Origin of the sequence: Rickettsia argasii T170-B, assembly GCF_000965185.1 — a bacterium.
Lineage (GTDB): Bacteria > Pseudomonadota > Alphaproteobacteria > Rickettsiales > Rickettsiaceae > Rickettsia > Rickettsia rickettsii.
The window spans coordinates 129,076-152,256 of sequence record NZ_LAOQ01000004.1 but is presented as its reverse complement, the minus strand read 5'-3'; the positions used below and the strand labels follow the sequence as shown (position 1 = coordinate 152,256).

Here is a 23,181-nt window from a genome sequence, read left to right as displayed (position 1 = left end):
TACTAGGGTAGCAGATGCTAAACTATATACTGATAAAACAGCTTTAACTGCTGCTGATATGCTTAATGACCGCGTGTTACCATGGTACGAGACTCAAGGGATACCAATACTTCGTATTCTTACAGATCGTGGGTCAGAATATAAGGGAAATATAGAGCATCATGCTTTTGAATTATTTCTAAGTATTGAAGGTATAGAGCATACTACTACTAAAGCATATTCTCCACAAACAAACGGTATGTGTGAGCGTTTTAACAAAACCATGAAACAAGAATTCTTTGATACAGCTATGCGGAAAAAGATTTATACAGATCTTGATGATTTACAATTAGATCTTGATATTTGGTTAGAGCATTTCAATAATGAGCGACCTCATTCAGGAAAATATTGTTATGGAAAAACTCCTATGCAAACTTTTAAGGATAGTAAGAAATTAGCTGTTGAAAAGAATAATGAAATCTTGTATCTTGAATATGTATCTGACAGTCAAAATTTAACTGACAATCAGGTGCAAAATTTATAGTGTCTGTAAGATCAAATCTTGACTTCTACATATGAATATAATAAAGCGTTTGTAATATGTTCATCTAATGATGTTAAAAACTAATATTTAATTACTAACTTTTACGAATTCTTTAAATAATTCTAGATCTACTCCATTATCGTTAAGATATTCAGGATGCCATTGAACGCCGATAACAAATTTATGTTTCGTTGATTCAATGGCTTCAATTATACCGTCTTCTGCTGTTGCAGATACGATAAGATCATTACCAAGTTGTTTAGCAGCCTGGTGATGAGTCGAATTAACCATAGTTTGTAGCTGATTATTAGCTATTTTAGCAAGTTTAGTATTTGCTTCTATATTAATTGCATGCGAAACGATGTTTTTAGGCGAAGGTTGTGTATGATTAATTACAGTTTCAATATAATCAGGAATATGTTTAATAAGCGTACCCTTCAAAATAACGTTTAATAACTGCATACCTCGGCATATTCCTAAAACCGGAATATCTCTCTCTAATGCTTTCTTTAAAACTAATATCTCAAAATTATCACGTTCTTCATTGGAAACTACTATATCTTCGGCGTATTCCGGCTCATAAAATTTAGGATGTATGTCCTCATCACCGCCTGGCATTACAACACCATCAACAAGTTCCATAAGCTGATTTATTGTATCACTTTGATAAGGTAATAATAGCGGTACACCGCCGGCTGCAATAATCGCATCGGTATAGTTTCTTCGCAAGGCGTACCATGGAAAAGCAGCGTAAGTATATTTTTCACAATTTTGAGCTAAATCAGGTGTAACACCTATTATCGGTTTTTTATACATTTGATTATCGTTTTATTATTTTTCGGTCAGCTATGTCATTCTTCATAGTACCGGACAGTTCATAAAGGTCCCGTCATTGCGAGCCAGCATTTATGCTGACGTGGCAATCTCAGGAGTTTTTTTTATATTATCTTATGAGATTGCCACGTCGTTGCTAACGTAACTCCTCACAATGATGACTTGGCATCCACGCAGCAAAGTCACTATTACCCCTCAATATGTGGTGGTGTGTCAAAAGTATGGAACGGCGGTGGTGAGGTAAGTGTCCACTCTAATGTGTCTGCTCCTTCTCCCCAAGGATTGTTTGGACAATTTTTGCCGTATTTTAGCGTATAGAAAACGATAAATACAAAATAAAGGGCAGCAAACATAGAAATACCTGCTCCTATCGACGAAACCATATTCCAGCCGGCGAAAGCTTCAGGGTAGTCCGGTATTCTTCTTGGCATGCCCGCAAGACCTAAGAAATGCTGCGGGAAGAAAGTTAAATTAACGCCTATAAAGGTAATCCAAAAATGAATTTTGCCTAAAATGTCCGGATATTGTTTACCGGATATTTTGCCAAACCAATAATAAAAGCCTGCAAATGCCGTAAATAAAGCACCGAGCGACATCGTATAATGGAAATGTGCAACAACATAATATGTATCGTGCAGAACTCTATCAAGTGCCGAATTTGATAGGATTATGCCGGTTACACCGCCGATCGTGAATAATATAATAAATCCTATCGAAAATAGCATAGGAGTTGGGAATGTAATCGCACCACCCCACATAGTCGCTATCCAGCTAAATATTTTAATACCCGTCGGAACTGCTATAATCATCGTTCCGGCAGTGAAATATATAAGTGCATTATAAGAAAGCCCAACAGTAAACATATGGTGAGCCCATACGATAAATCCAACAAAGCCTATTATCACCATGGCCCCGATCATACCTTGATAGCCGAATATAGGTTTGCGTGAAAAAGTTGAAATAACTTGACTTACTATGCCAAAGCCTGGAAGTATTACGATATATACTTCAGGATGACCGAAAAACCAAAATAGATGCTGAAATAATACAGGATCACCGCCGCCGTCAGGCTTAAAGAAAGTAGTTCCAAAATTACGATCTGTAAGTAGCATAGTAATAGCTCCACCAAGTACCGGCATCGCAAGAATTATTAGAAATGCGGTAACTAAAATAGACCAAACGAATAACGGCATCTTGAAAAGCCCCATTCCTGGAGCTCTCATATTAAAGATAGTAACGATTAAGTTAATTGATCCAAGGATTGACGATAGACCGGTTAAATGTAAACTGAAAATAGCCATATCAACGGCTGCACCGGGGTGACCGCTTAAATTACTTAAAGGAGGGTAGAGCGTCCAGCCCGTTCCTGGCCCACCGTCAACAAAAGCTGAGCCCATAAGTAAAAGAAAAGCAGGGACTAGTAGCCAAAAACTGATGTTGTTAAGGCGTGGAAATGCCATATCGGGAGCCCCTATTAACAGAGGTACGAAATAGTTACCAAAGCCGCCGAACAAAGCCGGCATAATCATAAAGAATACCATAATAACCGCATGTGCTGTGATAAGCACGTTATATAGCTGGAAATCATGATTTAAGAAAGTGCCGCCGGGCATTGCAAGCTCTAACCTAAAAAGCAGTGAGAACAAACCTCCGACAATTCCAGCAAAAACGGCAAATATGATATACATAATGCCGATATCTTTGTGATTGGTAGAAAAAAGCCATCGCCTCCAACCGTGTGGGGTGTGGTGGTCATCGTGATAAATTTTGGTAGTAGTTATATCCATAATTATTATTCTGCCTGTTTTAATTTTTCGATATCTGCTCCAACAATTGCCGGAATATTCCGAGTGATTTTATCATAATCCCAATCCCACCATTTAATTTCAAGTAATTGCTCAACTATCTCATCAGGAAATCTATAGCGTACTATCTTTGCAGGATTACCGACAACAATACTATACTAGTACCCATAGCAATAGCACAAAATTTTCCTATAATCAATTTAACAAAATAAGCTCCTATAACATTTTCATATTCAAATTTCTCAGGGTGATTTAGCGTCATGGTAATAAGTGTAATCTCCGACTATTATATTTGGATTATGGATAAAATGTTTTAAAAATATCGTTTCTTTCGCTTGTTTAGGAAAAAGCTGGGGATAAGGGTTATTGTGGTTAGTCATATTAAAAAATTTAAAGTAATAGTTTTAGTTTATAAAATACTTTCGTTATAAATTACCCTGCTTCTTTACCTGCTGAATCATCACTACTTAATAATTTCTTGATGTCGATTAGAATCGGTTATATCGTTTAGTAATTTATCTAGTTCAGATATTTTTGTATTATAATTTCCCATAGAACTTCTAAATATAATTAGTTAGCTGCCAATTTTGGCTTCTTGCCATTCATAGCAGTCTTATTCTTGCTTGCAATCCAATTGTCGAAATCCTCTTTACTTACTACTTCTATAGCAATCGGCATGAAGCCGTGATGGATGCCGCATAGTTCGGAGCATTGTCCGTAATATACGCCTTTTTTAGCCACTCTTGTCCAGGTTTCGTTTATTCTGCCTGGGACTGCATCTATTTTAAACCCAAGTGATGGAACGGCAAAACTATGTATTACGTCACCTGCGGTAATGAGAAACCTTACGGTAGCATTTTCAGGGATAACAATTCGATTATCAACATCTAATAATCTTTTGTGGTTAGGTTTTAAATGCTCATCAGAGATCATTACGCTATCAAATTCTAAATTATCATGATCAGGATATATATAATGCCAATACCATTGATAACCTACTACTTTAATAGTTAAATCCGTTTCGGGTATTTTTTCGGCATGACGCAATATTTTAAAAGACGGCACTGCAATAATAACTAAAATTATTATAGGTATTACAGTCCAAATTATTTCTATTAAAACATTATGTGAAAATTTTGCTGGTACGGGATTATTTTTTGCATTAAATCTGATGCATACAAAGCCAAGTAATCCGGCAACAAATAAAACAATAGCTGTTGAGATATAAAGCAGAAAATTATGAAAATGATGTAATTCCTCCATAATCGGACTTGCCGGCGGCTGGAACGTTACTTGCCAAGGTAACGGCTCGGAAGCAAAGCAATTATTGCTAACAATCAAAAAACAAATTAAAGCAATAGACATTTTTCCAAATTTCGCTTTTGGAGGTAATTTATACGTCAATCCGGTACTCGAATCCTCACGTACGCTTTTGTACGCTGCGGTTCGAGGAGAAGTGTCTCCTTTAAATTCCTCTCTATAAGCTGGTTTGGCAAGATGTCTAATAATATTTTTCATAGCACATATAAAGTTATTTATATTTAATATAAATGGATATACAGTTTTATTAAAGTAAAAATCGATAAATTTTTGTAAAAACTACATATTTTTAATAATATTTTAGTTAGAAAGTGTACCTATATTAGGATGTTGCAGTAAGTCAATAACTTCTATTACTTTCGCATTTATTAATTTTGCTTGAATTTATTTATTAACTGAGGATCGTGCTTTGTTACGACGATTACAGAAGGACAAATATTTTGCACTAACCGAGCGTAATCATTAAAATCTTTTAGTTTAGGTAATATAAGTACTTTATCAACAAATGTGAAAGAACTTAAAATTTTTGTCGTTGTAATTGATTATGGATAGGTTGACGTTTTTTATATTTAATAATTGTTTCATCCGGCTCTAAAGCAACGATTAAGTATTTACCGTGTTTTTTAGCTTTGCGTAGAAATTCTATATGACCGTAATGTAATAAATCAAAACAACCGCCTACTAGAACTATTTCACTATTTATAGGACAGTTTTTATTTAAAGAAATATTCTCATAATATTCTATTTTGGGTAATTTGACAGTATTATGGCTAGATGAGTAGGACATAAGATTTATAAAAATTAATAAAAAATTAATAAAAATATGAAAAGTCTAGGCATAATATTTATCTATATAAGTTAATAAGAATTAACTTATATAAAAAATTAAATTTTAATCAATAAAAAACTAATAAGACAGAAATAAAACAAAATTTTACAATTTTCTATTGTAATTTGTTTGTATGTAGTTCATATTATTACTAGTAATAAAAAATTGATTCAAATATAATCTTCAGAGCAATTTTAATGAATGATACCGCACTATCTTATGATTTTAATGGCATATTACCATCATCTTTTATTAGTGCACGTCTCAGGAAAATCCTCACCTCTGCCTCCTTATTATTATTTATAGGATTAGTTGTTTTTGTCTCTTTTGCCGTTAATAATTATGTTAACGACACTTTATCCATAACTTTAGTACAACCTGATAGTAGTGAAGAAGAAACAATTTCATTTAAAGAAGTAGTAGTAAAAAAAGGCGATACTATAAAGTCAATTTTGATAGAACAACGTATCCCTAAAAATGAAATAGACAAAATTATAAGTTTAATAAAAGAGGGAAAATTATCTTCTGCTCTTAAAATAGGGCAGCAAATTACTTTTGAATATGAAACAAAAATTACTGAAAACGAGGATGAAGATTTAACCTCAGAGGTAGCATTCTTAAATAAAATTGTTATAATTATCGATAAGCTAAAAACTATTGAAGTAATTAGAGAAGGTGATAATTTTAAAGTTGAAGAAATTGTAGTACCTTTAAGTAAAAAAGTTGCTAAATCGTCGGTAAGTATTGAAGCAAATTTTATGTCAGCTCTTAAAAAACTGGGCTTATCGGATAACAGTATAATAGAGCTGATTAATGCTTATGCTTATCAAATCGATTTTCAGCGTCAAATAAAAAGCGGTGATACTGCAACCGTAATAACAGAAAAATACGTAACGGAAGACGGTAAATTTTCCCACCACGGTAAAATTCTATATGTTTCATTAAATCTTTCAGGGAAAGAATATAATATATATCGTTATTCTCATGACAATAACGCAAATAATCATGCATTTTTTTCCGAAGACGGTAAAAGCGTAAAAAGAAGCTTACTTAAAACTCCGCTAAAAGTTATAAAAGTTTCTTCACATTACGGTAATAGAAAGCATCCGATACTCGGTTATACTAAAATGCATAAGGGGGTTGACTTTGCAGCTCCAACCGGTACGCCTATATATTCCGCAGGAAACGGAGTTATAACAGAAATAGGTTGGAAGTCGGGTTATGGAAAATTTATTCAGGTAAAACATGGCGGTACGCTATCTACTGCTTATGCGCATGCTTCAAATTTTGCAAAAAATTTAAAAGTGGGAAGTATCGTAAAACAAGGACAAATCATCGCATATGTCGGAAGTACCGGCAGAGCTACAGCTCCACATTTACATTATGAAGTTAAAATTGATGGTAAACATGTTAATCCTATGTCAGTTAAAACAACACCGGGTATAGAATTAAATGGAAAAAATTTAGAGAAATTTAAACAATTTAAAAAAGAAATAAAAACTTTAAGTGTTAAGCTTGATAAGGAATTGCAAGCTGATAAAGCAGCCACAGTTTCATTGTAGGGTGAATCCTTGTCATACCGTAATCAACTTGTTGTACGACTCTTATGTCATTCCCGCGAAAGCGGGAATCTAGTAAAATCTATAAAAAACTTGTTTTTTATAGGTTTATTTTATCAAATATATAATTTTGTATTAATATTAAGGTTGTTTTTTCTGGATTCCCGCTTTCGCGGGAATGACATTTACAATTATGCTCCCACTACTAAAAAAACTATATCTCACATTTGCTCGTAGTAGTCGTATAATAATAACCTTAGTGATTATTGATCAGTTAAGTAAATGGTGGTTTATTAATAATTTGAGATGGAAGCCGGGCTTAATGCTTAAGGTTACTTCTTTCTTAAATATGGTTTATACTTGGAATTACGGTATTAGCTTTGGTCTAATGCGTGAATATTATCAATATAGCAATACTATTTTCTTAATAACGAACACGATTATTGTCTGTTATTTATATTATTTGATGATATGTTCAAAAACGATCGGAGGCTTTGCCGGTTATAGCTTTGTAATCGGCGGAGCTGTTGGTAATCTAATTGATAGATTTTTTAGAGGAGCAGTTTTTGACTTCATCCATTTTCATTATCAGAATTATAGCTTCCCCGTATTTAATTTAGCTGATTGCTTTATTACAATAGGAGTAATTATCTTAATAGAAGATTATTATAGTACTAAAAAAGTTATTGAAGAAAAGGCTAAAGGGAATTATGATAATGCTCAAATTGAAGCTATGGCTGAAAAAATTCGTAATACCGACGATAAGGGTGGTAACGATAAAATAGCCTCCTTGCAAAATTAAACTTATAGAGAGGCATTTGAAGGAAACACGGAACGCAGAACTGTAACATAGTAGACCTAAGTGAGGATTCGAGTACTGGATTGACGTACAAATTACCTCTAGAAGTTCATTTTGCAAGGAGGCTATTATAATTTTAATTTATAGGTGTTTAAGTGAAAAAGATTTTTTTATTATTTACTGTTTTATTAATTACTTCTGCTTGTAGTAAAAAGTTAAAAGAAACCGTAGGTATATCAACAGCTGGACCTAATGAGTATCAAGTACAGCGTGCTAAAACACTAGAAGTTCCACCTCATTATTATTTACCTGATCCTGGGCATAGCAAAACAACTTACAGTAATGTAAAAGGACAAGGTGAATTTAATGAAGGTGAACAAGCATTAATGCAGGACATGCATTAGTATACTTGATCAACTTCAAAAAGAGCAAGGAGTTTACAAGATCTGCGGTGCTCACGTATTAAGTATACGCTCCGCTCCTCGACTTGTAAACTCCTTGCTCTTTTTGAAGTTGATCAAGTATACCTGTTCTTGAATACTAAGACTGCAATGTTCTTAAATTAATTCATGAATTCTCATACAAAACAAAAAATAGGTGTTTTTGGGCTTGGTAAAACCGGTATATCGGTTTACGAGGAATTGCAAAATAAATATGATGTAATTGTTTATGATGATTTAAAAGCAAATAGAGATATATTTGAAGAATTATATAGTAAAACCGCTATCGCTGCTTTATCTGATTCAAGATGGCAAAATTTAGATACAATTGTCTTAAGTCCTGGAATTCCTTTAACGCATGAGATAGTCAATATTGCAAAAAATTTTAATATTCCAATCACTTCCGATATAGACTTATTATTTGCAAAATCAAAAAACTTAAAATTTATAGCTATAACCGGTACAAACGGTAAAAGTACTACTACTGCTTTAATAAGCCATATCTTAAATAGTAGCGGTTTAGACTATCCGGTTGCCGGTAATATTGGAGTTTCTGCTTTGCAAGCTAAAGCAAGTAAGGATGGATATGTACTTGAATTGTCTTCTTTTCAGCTAGATCTAGTAAAAACCTTTACAGCTAAAATAGCCGTGCTTCTTAATATAACTCCCGACCATTTAGATAGACATCAGGATATGACCTGCTATATTGCAGCAAAATCTAAGATCTTTGATCGAATGGATCAAGAGAGTTATGCGGTAATTAATATCGATAATGATTATTGTCGTGAAGTCTTTATAAAATTGCAGCAAGAGCAGCGTATAAAGCTAATTCCTTTTTCGGTTACTAAAATTCTTGAAAACGGTATTTCGGTAGTTGATGATAAAATTAGCGCTAATTTTTTTGATGATATAAGTTTTGAATTACAGCGTAATTCAGAAAGTTTTAGACAAGATGAATTTCAAGGTGAGCCTGCGGAGCGTATAAAAATACGTGAGCACAGGCGAGACCTGCAAAATTCGCTTGTATCAAGCTTTATGCATTATGCTGTACCTTTTAATAAAAACCTGCAAGGAGTTCATAATTGTGAGAATATTGCAGCAAGTTATGCAGTCGCTAAAATAATAGGAGTAGAACCTAAAAAAATACTTAAATCTATAAGTAGTTTTCAAAGTTTACCTCATAGAATGCAATATATCGGTAGTATAAATAATATAAGTTTTTACAATGATAGTAAAGCGACAAATGCCATATCTGCCGTGCAATCAATTAAAGCACTCGATAATATTTACTGGCTTGCGGGAGGAATCCCTAAAGAGGGTGGTATTGAGGAAATAAAGCCTTATTTCAGTCAAATTAAGAAAGCTTATTTTTATGGTCAAGCTAAAGAAATATTTGCAAATACTGCTAAGAATATAGTAGATTTTGTAATATGTGATAATCTTGAGCAGGCTTTCGATCTTGCTTATAAGGATGCAGTAGGTGATAACGCGGAGGTAAAAAATATCTTGTTAGCACCTAGTTGTAGCTCATATGATCAGTTTAAAAATTTTGAAGAGCGTGGCGAGTTGTTTATAAAATTGTGTAGTATCCTGTCCCCCCGTGGCTTGACCACGGGGTCTAGTTAAAAATACTAAATAATATTAGTATTTTTTATTGTTTTTCTGGATACCGTGGTCAAGCCACGGGGGGACATCGAGGGTGTTTTCCAATCCATGCAATAACATTATAAATATAGCCATAATTGAATAACTATAATATGAATAACGAAATATCTAATAACTTTATAAAATTATGGTGGCGGAGTACCGATAGGCAAATAATAATTTCTTTAATTATCTTATTTGCTTTTAGTCTAATGCTTGTTACTACCTCAGGTTCAGTAGTAGCAAGTAGAATAGGTCTTGAAGAAAGTTATTTTGCATCTAGACAAATATTTTATTTAGCTGCCGCTTCAGGACTTATATTATTATTTTCATGTCTTAATAAAAAATGGTTAAGGCGTTTTGCAATAGTTGGATTTATTGCTAGTATAGTTTTATTAATAGCAGTTAAATTTTTTGGCTATGAAGTAAAAGGCGCAGTGCGATGGATTAATATTCTAGGTCTATCTATTCAACCTTCGGAATTTATCAAACCGTTTTTTGCAGTTGTTACGGGCTGGATATTATCGCTAAAATTTAATGATGATTTTCCAAGTTTTACGATTTGTGTAATACTTTATTCTATTGTTGCTATTCTCTTAATTATTCAGCCGGATTTTGGAATGCTTGTAATGATTACGGCAGTTTTCGGTATTCAACTATTTATTGCGGGTATGCCAATATTTTGTATTGTTTTAGCCGGTTTTTTAGGAATGATAGGAGTAACTATTGCTTATTTTTGGTTACCGCACGTAACGCAAAGAATTAATTCGTTTTTAGATCCAGATAGTAGCGAGAATTATCAAGTTAGTAAGTCTCTTAAGGCGTTTGAGCATGGCGGGTTATATGGACGAGGTCCAGGGGAGGGGGCAGTAAAGCAGGTACTACCCGACTCGCATACGGATTTTATTTTTGCTGTAGCAGGTGAGGAGTTTGGAGCTATTATTTGCCTTATTGTTATAGGTATATTTGCTTTTATAGTATTAAGAAGTCTTATTAAGTTATTAAACGAAACAGATAAATTTGTACAATTCGCTGCTAGCGGTATAATTGCACAATTAGGGCTCCAGGCAATAATTAATATGGGCGTGACTTTACATTTACTTCCTACTAAAGGTATGACATTACCGTTTATTAGTTACGGTGGTTCTTCAACGCTTGCAATAGCTATCGCTACCGGTATGCTTCTTGGCTTTACAAAACACCGAACGCCTTTAAATTCGTACAAAATTCGTAATATTGAAATATGAAAAAAATCATTTTGGTAGCAGGAGGGACGGGGGGACATTTTTTTCCGGCAGTTGCTCTTGGAGAAGAATTAATCAAACGTGGCTATGAAGTTCATTTTATTACTGATTTAAGATGCAAACAATATATAAAGCAGGATATGAAAGTAATTTTTCATATCCTAGATTTAAAATGCTCAGGTAATATTTTCTTGTTTTTACCTAGGTTATCAATTGCAGTTTTAAAGGCTATTAAATTATTATATAATATGAAGCCTTCCGTCACTGTAGGGTTTGGCGGTTATCCTGTTATAGCTCCAATGTTTGCGGCAATTTTTTTAAGAGTACCGATTATAATTCATGAACAGAATTCTTACCTTGGAAAAGTTAATAAATTTTTTGCAAGCTTTGCTAAAAAGATAGCTATTTCTTATGAAAAAATAAAGAATTTGCCGGAATTTGCAAGAAGTAAAATAGTAGTTACCGGTGGGGTAGTTAGAGAGAATATTAGGGAATTAAAGGTTATAGAAATGTCGTCCCGTGGCTTGACCACGGGGTCCAAAAAGTCTTTAATAAAAGCACTGGACTCCGTGGTCAAGCCACGGAATGACAAGCTTTTTACAATATTCATCTTTGGCGGTAGTCAAGGAGCTAAATTATTTTCAGAGCTGATACCTGCAAGTATCCAAATTTTGATGCAAAAACAGCCAAGTCTTGAATTAAATATAATCCAGCAAGCAGCATTAGATGATCAAGTAAAAATAAAAGATATATACTCGAAATTAAACATTACTTATGAATTTGCTGAATTTTTTGATAATATGGCATTGCAATATAAAGAAGCCGATTTAGTGATTTCAAGAGCAGGAGCATCTACTATAGAAGAATTGACCTATATAGGGTTGCCGGCAATCTTTATTCCACTGCCTAGTGCTGCGGATAATCATCAATATTACAATGCACAATTATTGGAAGATAAAAAAACAGGATGGTGTTTAGAGCAGAATAATATTTCTGCAGGAAAATTAGCAGATAAAATACTTGATTTGATAAGTAATCCAAAAATATTAGAGGATGCTTCACAAAATTTATTAAAAAGCAGAAAAGAAGGGCATAAGCTATTAAGTAACCTCATAGAAGAGGTGATTGCGAGGAAAGACTGTAAGTTTTGACGAAGCAATCTCGTGCTAAAGTCCTGAGATTGCCACGCTCCTTTTAGTTGCTTGCAATGACGGGGTGGAGACATACAACAATACCAAAAATACCTCAGAATAACAATAATTTAATTAAGTACATAGCAGTTCAGCTCTTTATCCTTGCAAGTTTGGCTATTATGTGGCATTAATCATATTAGACTTTCTGCATAACTTGCTTCTAAGGGTAATTTGTGTGTCGATCCGGTACTCGCATCCTCACGTACCAAAGCGTACGTTGCGGTGCTGCGTTCCGTGTCTTCTACAAATTCCTCCTTATTAGCTAAGTTGTACAGGAAGTCTAATAAAAGTTTTGGAATAATATAAATATATGTTAAAAAAAATTATAATATTATTTTTAGGAATGTTTTTACTTTCAGCTTGTACAGATAATTTTAGAAGCTATTTTCAAAGATCAGCAAATAACAGATTGGTTGATAGCAAAGGTGCTAAAGGCGGCAAGAGAAAACCTGTATATAATAATAAATATATTACTTTGGCTAAAAAGAATATAGTAGAAGATAATCTTGATTATGATAACGATGATGATGACTATGATAGCGATAGTCCTTTAAGAGGAGAAAGAATCGATCCTGTAAAGAGAAATCGTGAAATGTATCTTAAGATGATTAAAAGGGATATAGCAAGGCAAAAAGCAGAAGCCGGTTTCGCTGAATCCGATGATGATATGACTTTAAGTAGAGCGAATAAAAAGGTTAGAAAAGACGATAGCGATAAAGAAAAAAAGATACAAGAGGAATTAAATCAGATAAAAGCCATGCTTAGAGAAACTAAGCGTGATATATCAAAATATACTTGTCCAAATGCTGTAGTAAATCAAAATTATGCCCCGCCCGTTACAAATTATGAGCCTGTAAATTATCCACCGGTAAAAAATAGTAAGCCATATAATAACAATTCTAAGGTAAAGCAAAAATTTATCCGTGAAGATGATGATAACGGCAGTAATGCTTGTTCGATATAATAAGCCTATTCTTAGCTAAAAGCAGAAATCTCCAGTCTTTAGATATATACAGCAATCTCTGGTGTGATATATTTATCACTATCAATAGGTTTATTATTTATGAATAAAAATTAATATAATAGGTATATTATGAAAAGTAAACTCTCAGCAAGTACTGCTAGTCTTACCTTTATAAAAGGCCTTCAAAACCCTATTGTTACTGAAATAAAAGAATTAACAAAAAAATTACATTTTTAAAGATCAAGAGCTTGAAAAAGCTTACGGTATGGCTTCAGTGCTATTCAAGCAACAAGAGAACAGATATTATATGCTTTAAGAGCTGTGGAATCTGCAAAACAACATTCAACAGACAAGACACAAGCATTTATGAAATGACTACGGTATTTGTGTTGCTTACTCATTTGCTAATTATAAAAGAAGCGGTAAGGACATACTAGAATTTGTATCACCTTATTTATTAAAAAACGTATCTGATATGGAATATATTAAGGTATATATTCCTGGAGCATATGTAAAAGAAAGAAAATAATGCTATGGAATTGCTTGGTAAACGAGAAGTAAGAGACTATTTAGATCAAAAGTCTTCTGAGTTAGTAAGCACATCGCTTGTACCGTCTACTCCTTCTACAACGGACATATTTAATTATGAGAGTAATGAAATTACGGTTGCTGGAGAAGAGAAAACGATGCCGAATACTGAATACGCTTGATACCACTGTCACGCTGTGGCTTGTCCACGGGATCTAGTTAACAATACTAATATTATTAGCATTGTTAGTTGTTTTCTGGATGTCGTGGTCAAGCCACGGTATAACACCGAACGAGTTTCTCGCGCCATACAACAACATTAAGATTTCCAATTTAATTCCGGATAGTTTCTAATTTCAGCTTTATAATTGCTGTGCTTTAACCATTTCTTAGCTGTTTCTAAATATAGGCAAATTATCGGTGTGATGTAAAGAGTAAGTAATTGCAATTTGAGTAAACCTCCCACTACTGCAAGCCCTAGTGATCTTCTCTCTGCTCCTGTTGCTCCGACTCCAAGCGCAATAGGCATACTCTCATTAAGGCAGCTAGGGTAGTCATCGTAATCGGTCTGAATCGTATTATACATGCTTCATAAATTGCTTCATGCCGAAGATTTATTGCCAGTTCTCTCAAGTTCTAAGGCAAAATCGATAATCATGATAGCATTTTTCTTCACTATACCGATTAACATTATAAGTCCGACAAATCCGTATATATCAAGTTCGCTATTAAATATTAGTAGAGTGAGTAATGCTCCCAATATAGCGGTAGGTAGTCCTAAAAGTATAGTTATAGGATGCACAAAACTTTCATATAATATGCCAAGGATTATGTAAATAACTATAACGGCCAGTCCAAGCAATAAGCCAAGATTGGAAAAAGACGACTGATATGCCTGCACTGTTCCTTGGAAGCTTCCCGTAATCGTAGCCGGCATTTGTAACTCTCGTATTGCTTGATTAACTTTTGGAACGGCATCACTAATTGAATATCCATCTTGCAGATTAAATGATACCGTAACTGAAAGTAATTGCCCGAAATGTGAAATACTAAGCGGGCCAACAGTATTAACAATTTTAGCAAGGGTAGTTAGCGGTACTAAATTGCCGCTTGCGGAGTTAATATTGACTAAAGATAACATTGACGAATCTGTTTGATATTTAGGATCTAGCTCTAAAATAACGTTATATTGAGCTGTTGGGGTATATAATGTGGAAATCTGTTCAGCACCGTAAGCTGCATATAAGATATTTTGGACGTGCTCGACTGATATACCGAGTTTTGCAGCCTTATATCTATCAATCTGCACTAAAGTTTATGGCTGTGCTATTTGTAAATCCGAAGTGACGTCAATAAAACCTGGCAGCCAGCTGTGTGAGCTTGTCTTTTAATTTCGGTGCAAAGCTAAATAGCACATCTTGATCGAGTTCTTGCATAGTATTTGATATTGGCTTTTGGTTGCTTGTTCGTCGATCGTAATAGTAGGTACGTTCTGGATATATACCCTTAAACCTACTAAATGATTTAGTTTTGAACGTAACTGATCTATAACGGCGTCAGCCCCTATTCTTTGATCACGAGGTTTTAAGCTAATCAAAATCGTACCCTGATTTACGGCAGAGTTTCTACCTGAAACATCTAAGGCAGAAAAAAATGAATCTATATTAGGATTTTTAAGTAATACATCACTTACTTGTTGCTGTTCTTGCACCATCGCATCAAAAGAAATAGTTTGAGCGGTGTCGGTAAAAACTAAGATTTGTCCCGTATCGGAATAAGGCATAAAGCCTTTGCATACTTTCCCAAATAAATAAGCCGTTGCGATGATTACTAAGAGAAAAATATAAGCATAGTAGTTTTTGAATGTTCTACTACTGTTTTTAGACTGCTACCATATTTTTGTTTGACATATTCAAAGGCTTTTTCGGTTAGTGGTAGATCGTCATTGCGAGGCGTCAAAGACGCCGTGGCAATCTCGGTTGGTTGTCCTGAGAGTGCTTCGTCACTACGTTCCTCGCAATGACGATCCCTCAAAAACACATTACATAACATAGGAGTTACGGTTATCGAGATAACTCCCGAAAGCAAAATAGCGGTAGTAATAACAACGGCAAGTTCGTGCAGTAGCTTTCCTAAAATGCCGCTCATAAATAATATTGGGATGAATATCATCATTAGGGATAAAGTCCTTGAGACGATAGTAAATCCTATTTCTTTAGTACCGTTAATACATGCTGCTATTTTACTCTCGCCTTTTTCCATATGTCGTGTGATATTTTCAAGCACTACTATTGCATCATCCACTACAAAACCCATCGAAGCGTTAGAGCCATTAAAGACATATTATTGATGCTATAACCGAATAGATACATAAAGGCAAAAGTACCGACAACTGATAAAGGAATGGCAATAGTCGGAATAATCACGGACCGTCAGTTATGTAGAAAGAAAAATATAGCACTCACTACGAGTATTAAAGCGAGTAGCATAGTAAAATTGGCATCATTTACCAATTCTCTGATATAGAAATTGACCTATCAAATATGATATTAATATTAATAATGCCTTCATGGATTTGCCTGCGAAGCAACGGCAATACTTCTTTTATAGAGTCGACTATTTCAATAGTATTAGTATCCGGTTGTTTTTGAATAGCAAGTATTACCCCCGGCTTATCCCTATACCAAGCGGCTATTTTATTATTGCTATCAATGGTTTTCCCGATATTTTTAAGAAAAAGTGGATTACCGTTTTTATAAGTTAATATTAACTCATTATGTTCTTTAGCATTTTGTAATTGCCCAGGGGCGCTAATGCTTGAGTAGATATCTGTACCGTATAAAAGCTCCGGTCGGTAAATTAACGTTAGCAGAGCTTATAATGTTTGATACTTGGTCAAGCCCTATATTATTTGCTGCCATTTTAACAGGGTCAACCTGCACACGCACTGCATATTGCTGTGAGCCGTAAACTTATACTTGTGCAACACCTGGCAGCATAGATAAACGCTCAGCCATAATTGTTTCGGCGTAATAGTCCACGGTATATAAGGGGAAGAGTCTCAGAGGTTAAAGATAAATAAAATATAGGTGCGTCGGCAAGGATTTACTTTACGATATGAGGGCGGGGTAGGTAAGTCGTTCGGTAGCTGCTTGTACGTCTTGTGCCGTTGCATCTATATCTCGGTCTAAATTAAACTGCAAAGTAATGTGAGTAGTACTGTTACTATTAACCGAACTCATCGAGTCAATATCTGAATATCGTCGAGAATTGCTTTTCAAGCGGTAATGCAACTGAAGACGCCATAGTAGTAACGTCAGCAGCTCCAGGCAAGTTTACTGAAACCGGAATAGTCGGGCAGTTGATGTCAGGTAAAACGCTTACCGGTAATATCCTATAACCGCATGCTCCAAACAGCAAAATAGTTGCCATGAATAAAGTAGCAAGAACCGGATGCTTAATAAATATTTCTGAAATGCCCAATTATTTTTTTCCTGTTTTATGGATTTTTTCCGTCATACATATTGTCATTGCAAGCGACTGTAAGAAGCGTGGCAATTTCATGAAATAATGACAAACTCCTAAGATTGCTTCGTCAATTACTTTGTAATGTCCTCGCAATGACGATTTGACACTACTCCTCCCTAACACTCACCTCTGCTCCGTTAGATAACCATAGCTGCCCGTTGGTGATTACCGTTTCTCCCTCATCTATACCGCTTTTAATAACAATAAAATCATCATTAGAAAACACTATATCTATATTCTTGACCACGGCTTTATTATCTTGATCGACAACAAATATATAAGGACCTTGATCGTTAGTTTGCATGGCCTTAGATGGAACTATTAAAGCCGCTTGTTCGATGTAAATCGTTAGGGATACACGAACACACTGTCCCGGCCATAATATTTCGTTTTGGTTAGGTAGTGTTGCTTTAACTTTGATAGTGCCGCTATTTGGATCAATCGAATTATCGACAAAAACGATCTCACCGTCTTTAATTTCTTGGTCGCTTACGGTTCTAACCGTCAAAGCTAAATCATTAGATTTTTGAGATTTATTAATACGATCGAGATATTTTTCAGGTATAGAGAAGCTGACATAAATAGGCGAGCTAGTATTGATAGTTACTAGACGCACAAAATCCGGCGATACTAAATCACCTATATCCACATTACTCTCACTAAGTTTAACATCAAAAGGAGCTACTATTTTTGAATACTCGATTTGTAAATTAGCGTCTGCAATAATTGCTTTATCGCGTTCCACGGTGGCCCTAAGCATATTCATATTAGTTAGCATTTGTAAATACTGCTCCTCCGAAACGGCTTTTTCCTCGTATAAAGCACGATATCTTGCCTCTTCTTTTATAGCATCTTCAAGGTTATAAGTATCACTTAGTAAATTTGCTTGTGCTTGCTGTAATTGATTTTGAAACGGACAAGAATCGATTTCATATAATAAATCACCTGTTTTTACTTCTTGTCCGTCATCAAAATTTACACTTAATATTTGGCCCGTAACTTGAGATTGAATATCGGCACTTTGGTAAGTTTCAGCTACTCCTGCAAGTGCTATCACATCAGGTACGTCTTTTCTGATAACTGGTGTTACCTCAACCGGAGCTGCTATAGTGATTTGTTTACTGCTTTTATGATGATGTGTTATTACCCAAACCACTAATATTACTATTAGTACTAGTAATGTTATCAATATCAAATTCCGCATTATTGTTTTAAGCATTGTTATTTGCCAAAATCAAAAATAGGTCCTGCTATGTTGCCGCCTACCTGCCAAGTCTCAGTTGAGTTAGTAAACAGAGTATTAAGTTTATTGCTACCGAATCCTAATAAGCCTGTTAAAGAAATTTGTGGAAATCTATAAGAATTAATAAGGGTAAGCTGTGCTTGCGCTGCTAGCACATTACTTATTGCCAGCTCAATATCGGAGTTACCGGTTAAAGATTCTTCGATTAGGTTATTTAACACCGGATCGTTAAATTGCAGTCACCACTTGGAGGATGCATTATTATTTTGTTCTAGAGAATAATTATTCCAAGTAGTAGGTAATGAGAGTTTAGGGGGAATATTATCGTGTTTTGCATTACAAACACATAGAAGAAATGATGAAATCGATAAAACTAGAATATATTTTAAGTAAATGAAGAATCGGCATACGAAGTTCATAGATTAGGTTCATTAAAATAAATTCATATTACTTAATATTAATTATGAATCTTTAAACCGTTATGTCAATATAGACTATTATTTTTTCAACTAAATATTTTTATAATTACGTAATAATGTTGCTACAGCATATTTTAGAAAGCTTGATATAAGTGAATTTTACAGGATTCGCTTGTGTTCACGTATTTTTATAAGCTGTGTAGGCTCACCCTTAAATTCATCTTATCTGAAGCTTTCTAAAATATGCTGTAACTTTTCAGAAACAACTTTAACGTCATAATTTTGTTTGAGAGTAAGGTAGGCGTTTTTAGAAAATTCTTTTGCTTTTATAGGGTTCTCTATTAGATAGACAATTTTTGCTGCTAAATCTTCAGCAGAGCCAGCTTTACAAATAAGCCCATCTTGCATGTCGTTTAAGATTGCTGCAGGCCCTTCAGTATCTGTACTAACGATAGGCATGCTTGCCTCCATTGCTTCAAGCACTATAATTCCAAACGGTTCATGAAGAGACGGTAAGCAAAAAATATCTATTTGTTTAAAGAATTTATCTCTATCGTTAACCCATCCCGTAAATGATATTTGATCTTGTAAATTAAGTTTATGTGCTAAAGCAATTAAATTATCTTTTTCCTCGCCGCTTCCACCTATAATTGCATGAAGATCATATTTTTTTTCTTTTAAAATTTTGATAGCTTTAATAAACACATCAACACCTTTCTTAGCTACAAATCTTGCTAGTACACCAATTACGACAGGTTTTCTATATGTTTTATTTGGAATAAAGTCTTTAGCAATATTTATCATATTCGGTAGGATGCATATCCTAGATTCGGCAAAGTTATTTTTTAGTAAAAATTCTTTCATATGATGCGTCAAGGCAATAACAAAATCACATTTACGTAATCCTTTTAAACTATAATTATGAGCGATACCGATTAATTTTATATTTTGTGATTTAGCAAATTTACTAAAATTTATTGCTCTATTACCGTGTGCTATAATTATATCGGGCTTAGTCTTATGAATTATATACTTAAGAATAAGTACCGAGAGTAAAGCAAACGGTACTATATTAGGTAGTTTTAAGCTTTGTTTGTGTAGAAAGGAATTTATTTTTGCCTTGTAAGAAGTGATATTTATAACCTCAATTTTTTGCATCTCTAAAGCAGTGCTATAATCTAAAAATGCTTGTTGAATGCCACCAAGGTCACGACTTAGCATAATATTAAGGATCTTCATTACTTTAATTGCTCGATTTCTTTTTCTGTTAAAACGGTAAAATTTATAATTTTATCTAAAGGTTTATTTTTTGCTAACATTTTTTTAACTATAGAAATTTTTTGTCTTGCTTCCCCTTTAGCTTCAGCATCCATAATTTTCTGCTCTTCTACGGCTAGATTATCCATTTCGGTTTTTATCATTTTTTCATAAGTATTTAACCCTTTTTCAGATCAACTAGCTTGATCCAAAGCATAAAAAGCTTTTTTAATAATAAAATCATGACCTATCAAATTCTCCATTTCGTCTAGAGTGCTTTCATGTGCATGTTTAAAGAAATATGCCCATTTTTCTTGAAGGTTCTCTAATTGATCTAATTCTTTATTAAATTTTTCAAGCTCTAAAAAGATAAAATAAAAATCTTGTAGGTCGTTCTCATAAGTTTTAGTATCAAGTAATCTATGATCTGATCTCCAATCTTTTTTATCGGGCAATAAAATAAAATCGGCAATAGCTAAGAATATTACTCCTCGAAGTTTTGCATATACTGCCATTTTTTTTATGATCTTCATCTTCTTTTATTATTTATCTTGAATAGGCCTTTGCTGTATAAAGCTGAGCTCGTTTTTCAAAACCTGGATGTTTGCTGACCTGCATCTCTACAATAAATTGAGTACCGTATTTATCTCTACATAATACATCAACTATAGATTGTCTATAAGTAGCGATATCGGGATCTTAGATTGTTTTTAAAAAAGTAACTGCGGTAATTACTTCTTTTCCCGTATAACCTAAAATGTTATTTAGAAAATGAATAAGTATATCCTTATTTTTTTCTGTACCGAAAATTTTTAAAAATTCATAGTTATTTTTAGGGTCTAAGAAACGTGAAATTAGCATAATAGTCTATATTTTTATATATCATCACTTCATTATAGCAAATTCCAAGAAATTTGCTATAATACAATTTCCTAATATGTAAAACATTATGATTAGTAAAATTAATTTTGTAAAAATGCATGGTCTCGGTAATGATTTTGTTATTGTTAACAAACGAGATTTATCAAGTTCATATGATTTATCGCAGTTAGCAAAAAATATGGCTGAGCGTCATACAGGTATCGGTTGCGATCAGTTCATTATTTATGAAGAGCATAATGATTTTTATGAAATGATTATATATAACATAGACGGCTCTAGTGCTAAATTATGCGGTAATGCTACAAGATGTTTAGCCAAGTTAATTTATCTTGATACGGGAAAGCAAGATATTACCGTAATGGTAGGCAATAAAAAATTGCTATGTAATGTCAATGATGAAAATAATATTAGCGTTAATGTAGGAAGCGTTAGTTTTAATGAAGCTTGGATGCCAAGTCGTGATAAAGTTTGGGAATTTGCAGAGCGTTATATGATTGATTTAAAGGAAACTATTTGCGTTGATATAGGTAATCCGCATGTAGTTATTTTTAGTAAGTTAGAACCTCAAGATCAAAAAATTGTTGGTGAACAATTGCAGGCTAAGGAATTATTCGCAGATGGGGTAAACGTTAATTTTGCTGAAGTAAAAGATAATAAAATCTATTTATCCGTTTGGGAGCGGGGGGTAGGGTTAACGCTTGCTTGCGGAAGTGGAGCTTGCGGTAGTTTTGCTGCCGGTTTAAAGCGCGGTTTTATCCATTCACCAAGTATTATAGTCTTTAAGCACGGTAACCTTACTATGAAAGAAGAAAACGGTAATATAATAATGCAAGGTGCAGCTACGCTTGTAGCACGTGGGGAATATTATTGTGAGCAATAATTTAAGACAAGACGTAGTAACATTTGGCTGTAGACTTAATATTTACGAAAGTGAGATAATACGAAAAAACTTGGAATTGTCGGGTATCGATAATGTAGCAATATTCAATACTTGTGCGGTAACTAAAGCAGCTGAGAAACAAGCAAGACAAGCTATACGCAAGGCTAAAAAAAATAATCCTGATTTAAAAATTATTGTTACCGGCTGTAGTGCTCAAACAAGTCCGCAAATGTACGGTAATATGCCGGAAGTTGACAAAGTTATAGGTAATGAAGAGAAGTTATTACCTAATTACTACCAAATTACCGATACAAAAATAACAGTTAACGATATAATGTCGGTGAAAGAGACGGCAAGTCATTTAGTAAGTAGCTTTGACGGTAAGTCTCGTGCTTTTATTCAGGTACAAAACGGTTGTGATCATTTTTGTACTTTCTGTATTATCCCTTATGGTAGAGGAAAAAGCAGATCAGTAGCAATAGGAGCTATAGCAGAGCAGGTAAAGCATTTGGTATTAAACGGCTTTAAAGAAGTAGTTTTTACTGGTGTCGATGTCACGGCTTACGGTAGTGATTTGCCAGGAAGTCCAACATTCGCACAAATGATTAAACGAGTGTTGAATTTAGTCCCTGAATTAAAGAGGCTTAGATTATCTTCAATAGATGTTGCAGAAATAGATGATGAACTTTTTGAGCTTATAGCTTATAGTGAAAGGATAATGCCGCATTTTCATATTAGCTTGCAAGCAGGCGACGATATGATATTAAAACGTATGAAAAGACGTCATAATAGAGCGAACGTAATAGAGTTTTGTCGGAAGCTGCGGGCAATAAGACCGGAAGTATCTTTTGGTGCGGATATTATAGCTGGTTTTCCGACTGAAACCCCTGAAATGTTTGAAAATACAAGAAAATTAATTTCAGAAGCAGAATTACAATATTTACATGTTTTTCCTTATTCGGAAAGAGAAGGAACGCCTGCAGCACGTATGCCACAAGTACCTAAAAATATAAGAAAAGAAAGGGCAGAAATTTTAAGGCAAGAAGGGCAAAACCAGTTGACCGAATTCTTTAAAAAACATATAGGACAGAAAGTGGAGTTATTAGTAGAGAATAATAATATTGCCCATACCGAAAATTTTATTCCGGTAAAGCTAGATAAACCTTTAGAAATAGGGCAGATATTTAAAGCGAAGTTGGTGGGGATAGAAGAGAATTATATGAAGTGTATGTTGATTTAACGTCATTGCAAGGAGGTATTGTTGTGTAGATACTGAAGGTCGTCATTGTG

General features: G+C 34.1%; 22 protein-coding genes and 9 pseudogenes. 12 read left to right on the top strand and 19 right to left on the bottom strand.

What is annotated here, in order from left to right:
* Window positions 1-523: pseudogene (locus RAT170B_RS05780) on the top strand (IS481-like element ISRpe1 family transposase); the annotation flags it as partial.
* A gap of 87 nt (window positions 524-610) precedes the next feature.
* On the opposite strand, the gene RAT170B_RS05775 reads toward RAT170B_RS05780, so the two are convergent.
* From RAT170B_RS05775 to RAT170B_RS12425, 5 genes and pseudogenes are all read right to left on the bottom strand, one after another.
* Window positions 611-1,339 carry a gamma-glutamyl-gamma-aminobutyrate hydrolase family protein gene (locus tag RAT170B_RS05775; RefSeq protein ID WP_045805845.1) on the bottom strand — a complete coding sequence of 243 codons (729 nt, stop codon included), beginning with the start codon at window positions 1,337-1,339 and terminating at the stop codon, window positions 611-613.
* 206 nt (window positions 1,340-1,545) lie between these two features.
* Window positions 1,546-3,144, bottom strand: coding sequence for a cytochrome c oxidase subunit I (ctaD, locus tag RAT170B_RS05770; protein ID WP_045805844.1), 1,599 nt, complete (start codon window positions 3,142-3,144; stop codon window positions 1,546-1,548).
* A gap of 5 nt (window positions 3,145-3,149) precedes the next feature.
* A pseudogene (locus RAT170B_RS05765) lies at window positions 3,150-3,542 on the bottom strand (acetyltransferase).
* Window positions 3,543-3,732: 190 nt separating this feature from the next.
* A complete protein-coding gene (gene coxB, locus RAT170B_RS05760) occupies window positions 3,733-4,680 on the bottom strand; it encodes a cytochrome c oxidase subunit II (protein ID WP_014014251.1) in 948 nt (315 codons plus the stop codon).
* 170 nt (window positions 4,681-4,850) lie between these two features.
* Window positions 4,851-5,269: pseudogene (locus tag RAT170B_RS12425) on the bottom strand (adenylyltransferase/cytidyltransferase family protein).
* Window positions 5,270-5,508: 239 nt separating this feature from the next.
* On the opposite strand from RAT170B_RS12425, the gene RAT170B_RS05750 reads away from it, so the two are divergent.
* From RAT170B_RS05750 to murG, 7 genes and pseudogenes are all read left to right on the top strand, one after another.
* Window positions 5,509-6,873: a M23 family metallopeptidase gene (locus RAT170B_RS05750; protein WP_045805843.1), complete on the top strand. Its 1,365-nt coding sequence runs from the start codon at window positions 5,509-5,511 to the stop codon at window positions 6,871-6,873.
* Window positions 6,874-7,063: 190 nt separating this feature from the next.
* Window positions 7,064-7,672 carry a signal peptidase II gene (gene lspA, locus RAT170B_RS05745; protein ID WP_045805842.1) on the top strand — a complete coding sequence of 203 codons (609 nt, stop codon included), beginning with the start codon at window positions 7,064-7,066 and terminating at the stop codon, window positions 7,670-7,672.
* Window positions 7,673-7,675: 3 nt separating this feature from the next.
* Window positions 7,676-7,791: pseudogene (locus RAT170B_RS12210) on the top strand (palindromic element RPE1 domain-containing protein); the annotation flags it as partial.
* 33 nt (window positions 7,792-7,824) lie between these two features.
* Entirely contained in the window at window positions 7,825-8,073 is a 249-nt protein-coding gene (locus tag RAT170B_RS05740; protein WP_045805841.1) for a membrane lipoprotein lipid attachment site-containing protein, read from the top strand.
* Window positions 8,074-8,238: 165 nt separating this feature from the next.
* Window positions 8,239-9,735 (top strand): UDP-N-acetylmuramoyl-L-alanine--D-glutamate ligase, encoded by a 1,497-nt coding sequence (murD, locus tag RAT170B_RS05735; protein ID WP_045805840.1) that lies wholly within the window; start codon window positions 8,239-8,241, stop codon window positions 9,733-9,735.
* A 131-nt stretch (window positions 9,736-9,866) separates the two neighbouring features.
* Complete coding sequence (gene ftsW, locus RAT170B_RS05730) at window positions 9,867-11,000, top strand: putative lipid II flippase FtsW (RefSeq protein WP_014014257.1); 1,134 nt, start codon at window positions 9,867-9,869, stop codon at window positions 10,998-11,000.
* The gene (murG, locus tag RAT170B_RS05725; RefSeq protein ID WP_045805839.1) at window positions 10,997-12,148 is read left to right on the top strand and encodes an undecaprenyldiphospho-muramoylpentapeptide beta-N-acetylglucosaminyltransferase; all 1,152 of its coding nucleotides are present in this window, start codon (window positions 10,997-10,999) and stop codon (window positions 12,146-12,148) included. Before ftsW ends, murG begins: the two co-directional genes overlap by 4 nt.
* Before the next feature lie 182 nt (window positions 12,149-12,330).
* Here murG and RAT170B_RS09015 read toward each other — a convergent pair.
* A pseudogene (locus RAT170B_RS09015) lies at window positions 12,331-12,489 on the bottom strand (palindromic element RPE1 domain-containing protein); the annotation flags it as partial.
* A gap of 11 nt (window positions 12,490-12,500) precedes the next feature.
* Here RAT170B_RS09015 and RAT170B_RS05720 point away from each other — a divergent pair.
* Both RAT170B_RS05720 and RAT170B_RS10585 read left to right on the top strand, forming a co-directional pair.
* Window positions 12,501-13,154 carry a hypothetical protein gene (locus tag RAT170B_RS05720; protein WP_014014259.1) on the top strand — a complete coding sequence of 218 codons (654 nt, stop codon included), beginning with the start codon at window positions 12,501-12,503 and terminating at the stop codon, window positions 13,152-13,154.
* A 533-nt stretch (window positions 13,155-13,687) separates the two neighbouring features.
* Window positions 13,688-13,864, top strand: a complete 177-nt coding sequence (locus RAT170B_RS10585; protein ID WP_186786298.1) for a hypothetical protein — start codon at window positions 13,688-13,690, stop codon at window positions 13,862-13,864.
* A gap of 36 nt (window positions 13,865-13,900) precedes the next feature.
* On the opposite strand, the pseudogene RAT170B_RS11660 reads toward RAT170B_RS10585, so the two are convergent.
* The 13 genes and pseudogenes from RAT170B_RS11660 to RAT170B_RS12195 all read right to left on the bottom strand — a co-directional run.
* A pseudogene (locus RAT170B_RS11660) lies at window positions 13,901-14,002 on the bottom strand (permease); the annotation flags it as partial.
* Window positions 14,002-14,268, bottom strand: a complete 267-nt coding sequence (locus RAT170B_RS11655; RefSeq protein WP_014014262.1) for a hypothetical protein — start codon at window positions 14,266-14,268, stop codon at window positions 14,002-14,004. The gene RAT170B_RS11655 and the pseudogene RAT170B_RS11660, both read right to left, overlap by 1 nt.
* A gap of 15 nt (window positions 14,269-14,283) precedes the next feature.
* A pseudogene (locus RAT170B_RS11650) lies at window positions 14,284-15,507 on the bottom strand (efflux RND transporter permease subunit).
* 5 nt (window positions 15,508-15,512) lie between these two features.
* A pseudogene (locus RAT170B_RS05700) lies at window positions 15,513-16,108 on the bottom strand (efflux RND transporter permease subunit).
* Between the two features lie 80 nt (window positions 16,109-16,188).
* Window positions 16,189-16,449: an efflux RND transporter permease subunit gene (locus RAT170B_RS11645; RefSeq protein WP_261368740.1), complete on the bottom strand. Its 261-nt coding sequence runs from the start codon at window positions 16,447-16,449 to the stop codon at window positions 16,189-16,191.
* Between the two features lie 343 nt (window positions 16,450-16,792).
* Entirely contained in the window at window positions 16,793-16,924 is a 132-nt protein-coding gene (locus RAT170B_RS10820) for an acriflavin resistance protein (RefSeq protein ID WP_082068682.1), read from the bottom strand.
* Window positions 16,925-16,928: 4 nt separating this feature from the next.
* Window positions 16,929-17,165, bottom strand: coding sequence for an efflux RND transporter permease subunit (locus RAT170B_RS10815; protein ID WP_082068681.1), 237 nt, complete (start codon window positions 17,163-17,165; stop codon window positions 16,929-16,931).
* A 151-nt stretch (window positions 17,166-17,316) separates the two neighbouring features.
* Entirely contained in the window at window positions 17,317-18,399 is a 1,083-nt protein-coding gene (locus tag RAT170B_RS05685; RefSeq protein ID WP_261368735.1) for an efflux RND transporter periplasmic adaptor subunit, read from the bottom strand.
* A gap of 32 nt (window positions 18,400-18,431) precedes the next feature.
* Window positions 18,432-18,674, bottom strand: coding sequence for a TolC family protein (locus RAT170B_RS05680; protein ID WP_045805836.1), 243 nt, complete (start codon window positions 18,672-18,674; stop codon window positions 18,432-18,434).
* 420 nt (window positions 18,675-19,094) lie between these two features.
* Window positions 19,095-20,111: a glycosyltransferase family 4 protein gene (locus RAT170B_RS05675; RefSeq protein ID WP_045805835.1), complete on the bottom strand. Its 1,017-nt coding sequence runs from the start codon at window positions 20,109-20,111 to the stop codon at window positions 19,095-19,097.
* The gene (locus tag RAT170B_RS12205; protein ID WP_315849891.1) at window positions 20,111-20,293 is read right to left on the bottom strand and encodes a hypothetical protein; all 183 of its coding nucleotides are present in this window, start codon (window positions 20,291-20,293) and stop codon (window positions 20,111-20,113) included. The genes RAT170B_RS05675 and RAT170B_RS12205 overlap by 1 nt, the downstream gene beginning before the upstream one ends.
* Before the next feature lie 30 nt (window positions 20,294-20,323).
* Window positions 20,324-20,662, bottom strand: coding sequence for a PD-(D/E)XK nuclease family transposase (locus tag RAT170B_RS12200; protein WP_315849890.1), 339 nt, complete (start codon window positions 20,660-20,662; stop codon window positions 20,324-20,326).
* Window positions 20,663-20,675: 13 nt separating this feature from the next.
* A pseudogene (locus tag RAT170B_RS12195) lies at window positions 20,676-20,990 on the bottom strand (PD-(D/E)XK nuclease family transposase).
* A gap of 88 nt (window positions 20,991-21,078) precedes the next feature.
* On the opposite strand from RAT170B_RS12195, the gene dapF reads away from it, so the two are divergent.
* Together dapF and mtaB are read left to right on the top strand one after the other, a co-directional pair.
* Complete coding sequence (gene dapF / locus RAT170B_RS05665) at window positions 21,079-21,891, top strand: diaminopimelate epimerase (RefSeq protein ID WP_045805834.1); 813 nt, start codon at window positions 21,079-21,081, stop codon at window positions 21,889-21,891.
* Entirely contained in the window at window positions 21,866-23,131 is a 1,266-nt protein-coding gene (gene mtaB, locus RAT170B_RS05660) for a tRNA (N(6)-L-threonylcarbamoyladenosine(37)-C(2))-methylthiotransferase MtaB (protein ID WP_082068679.1), read from the top strand. Before dapF ends, mtaB begins: the two co-directional genes overlap by 26 nt.
* Window positions 23,132-23,181: the final 50 nt, after the last annotated feature.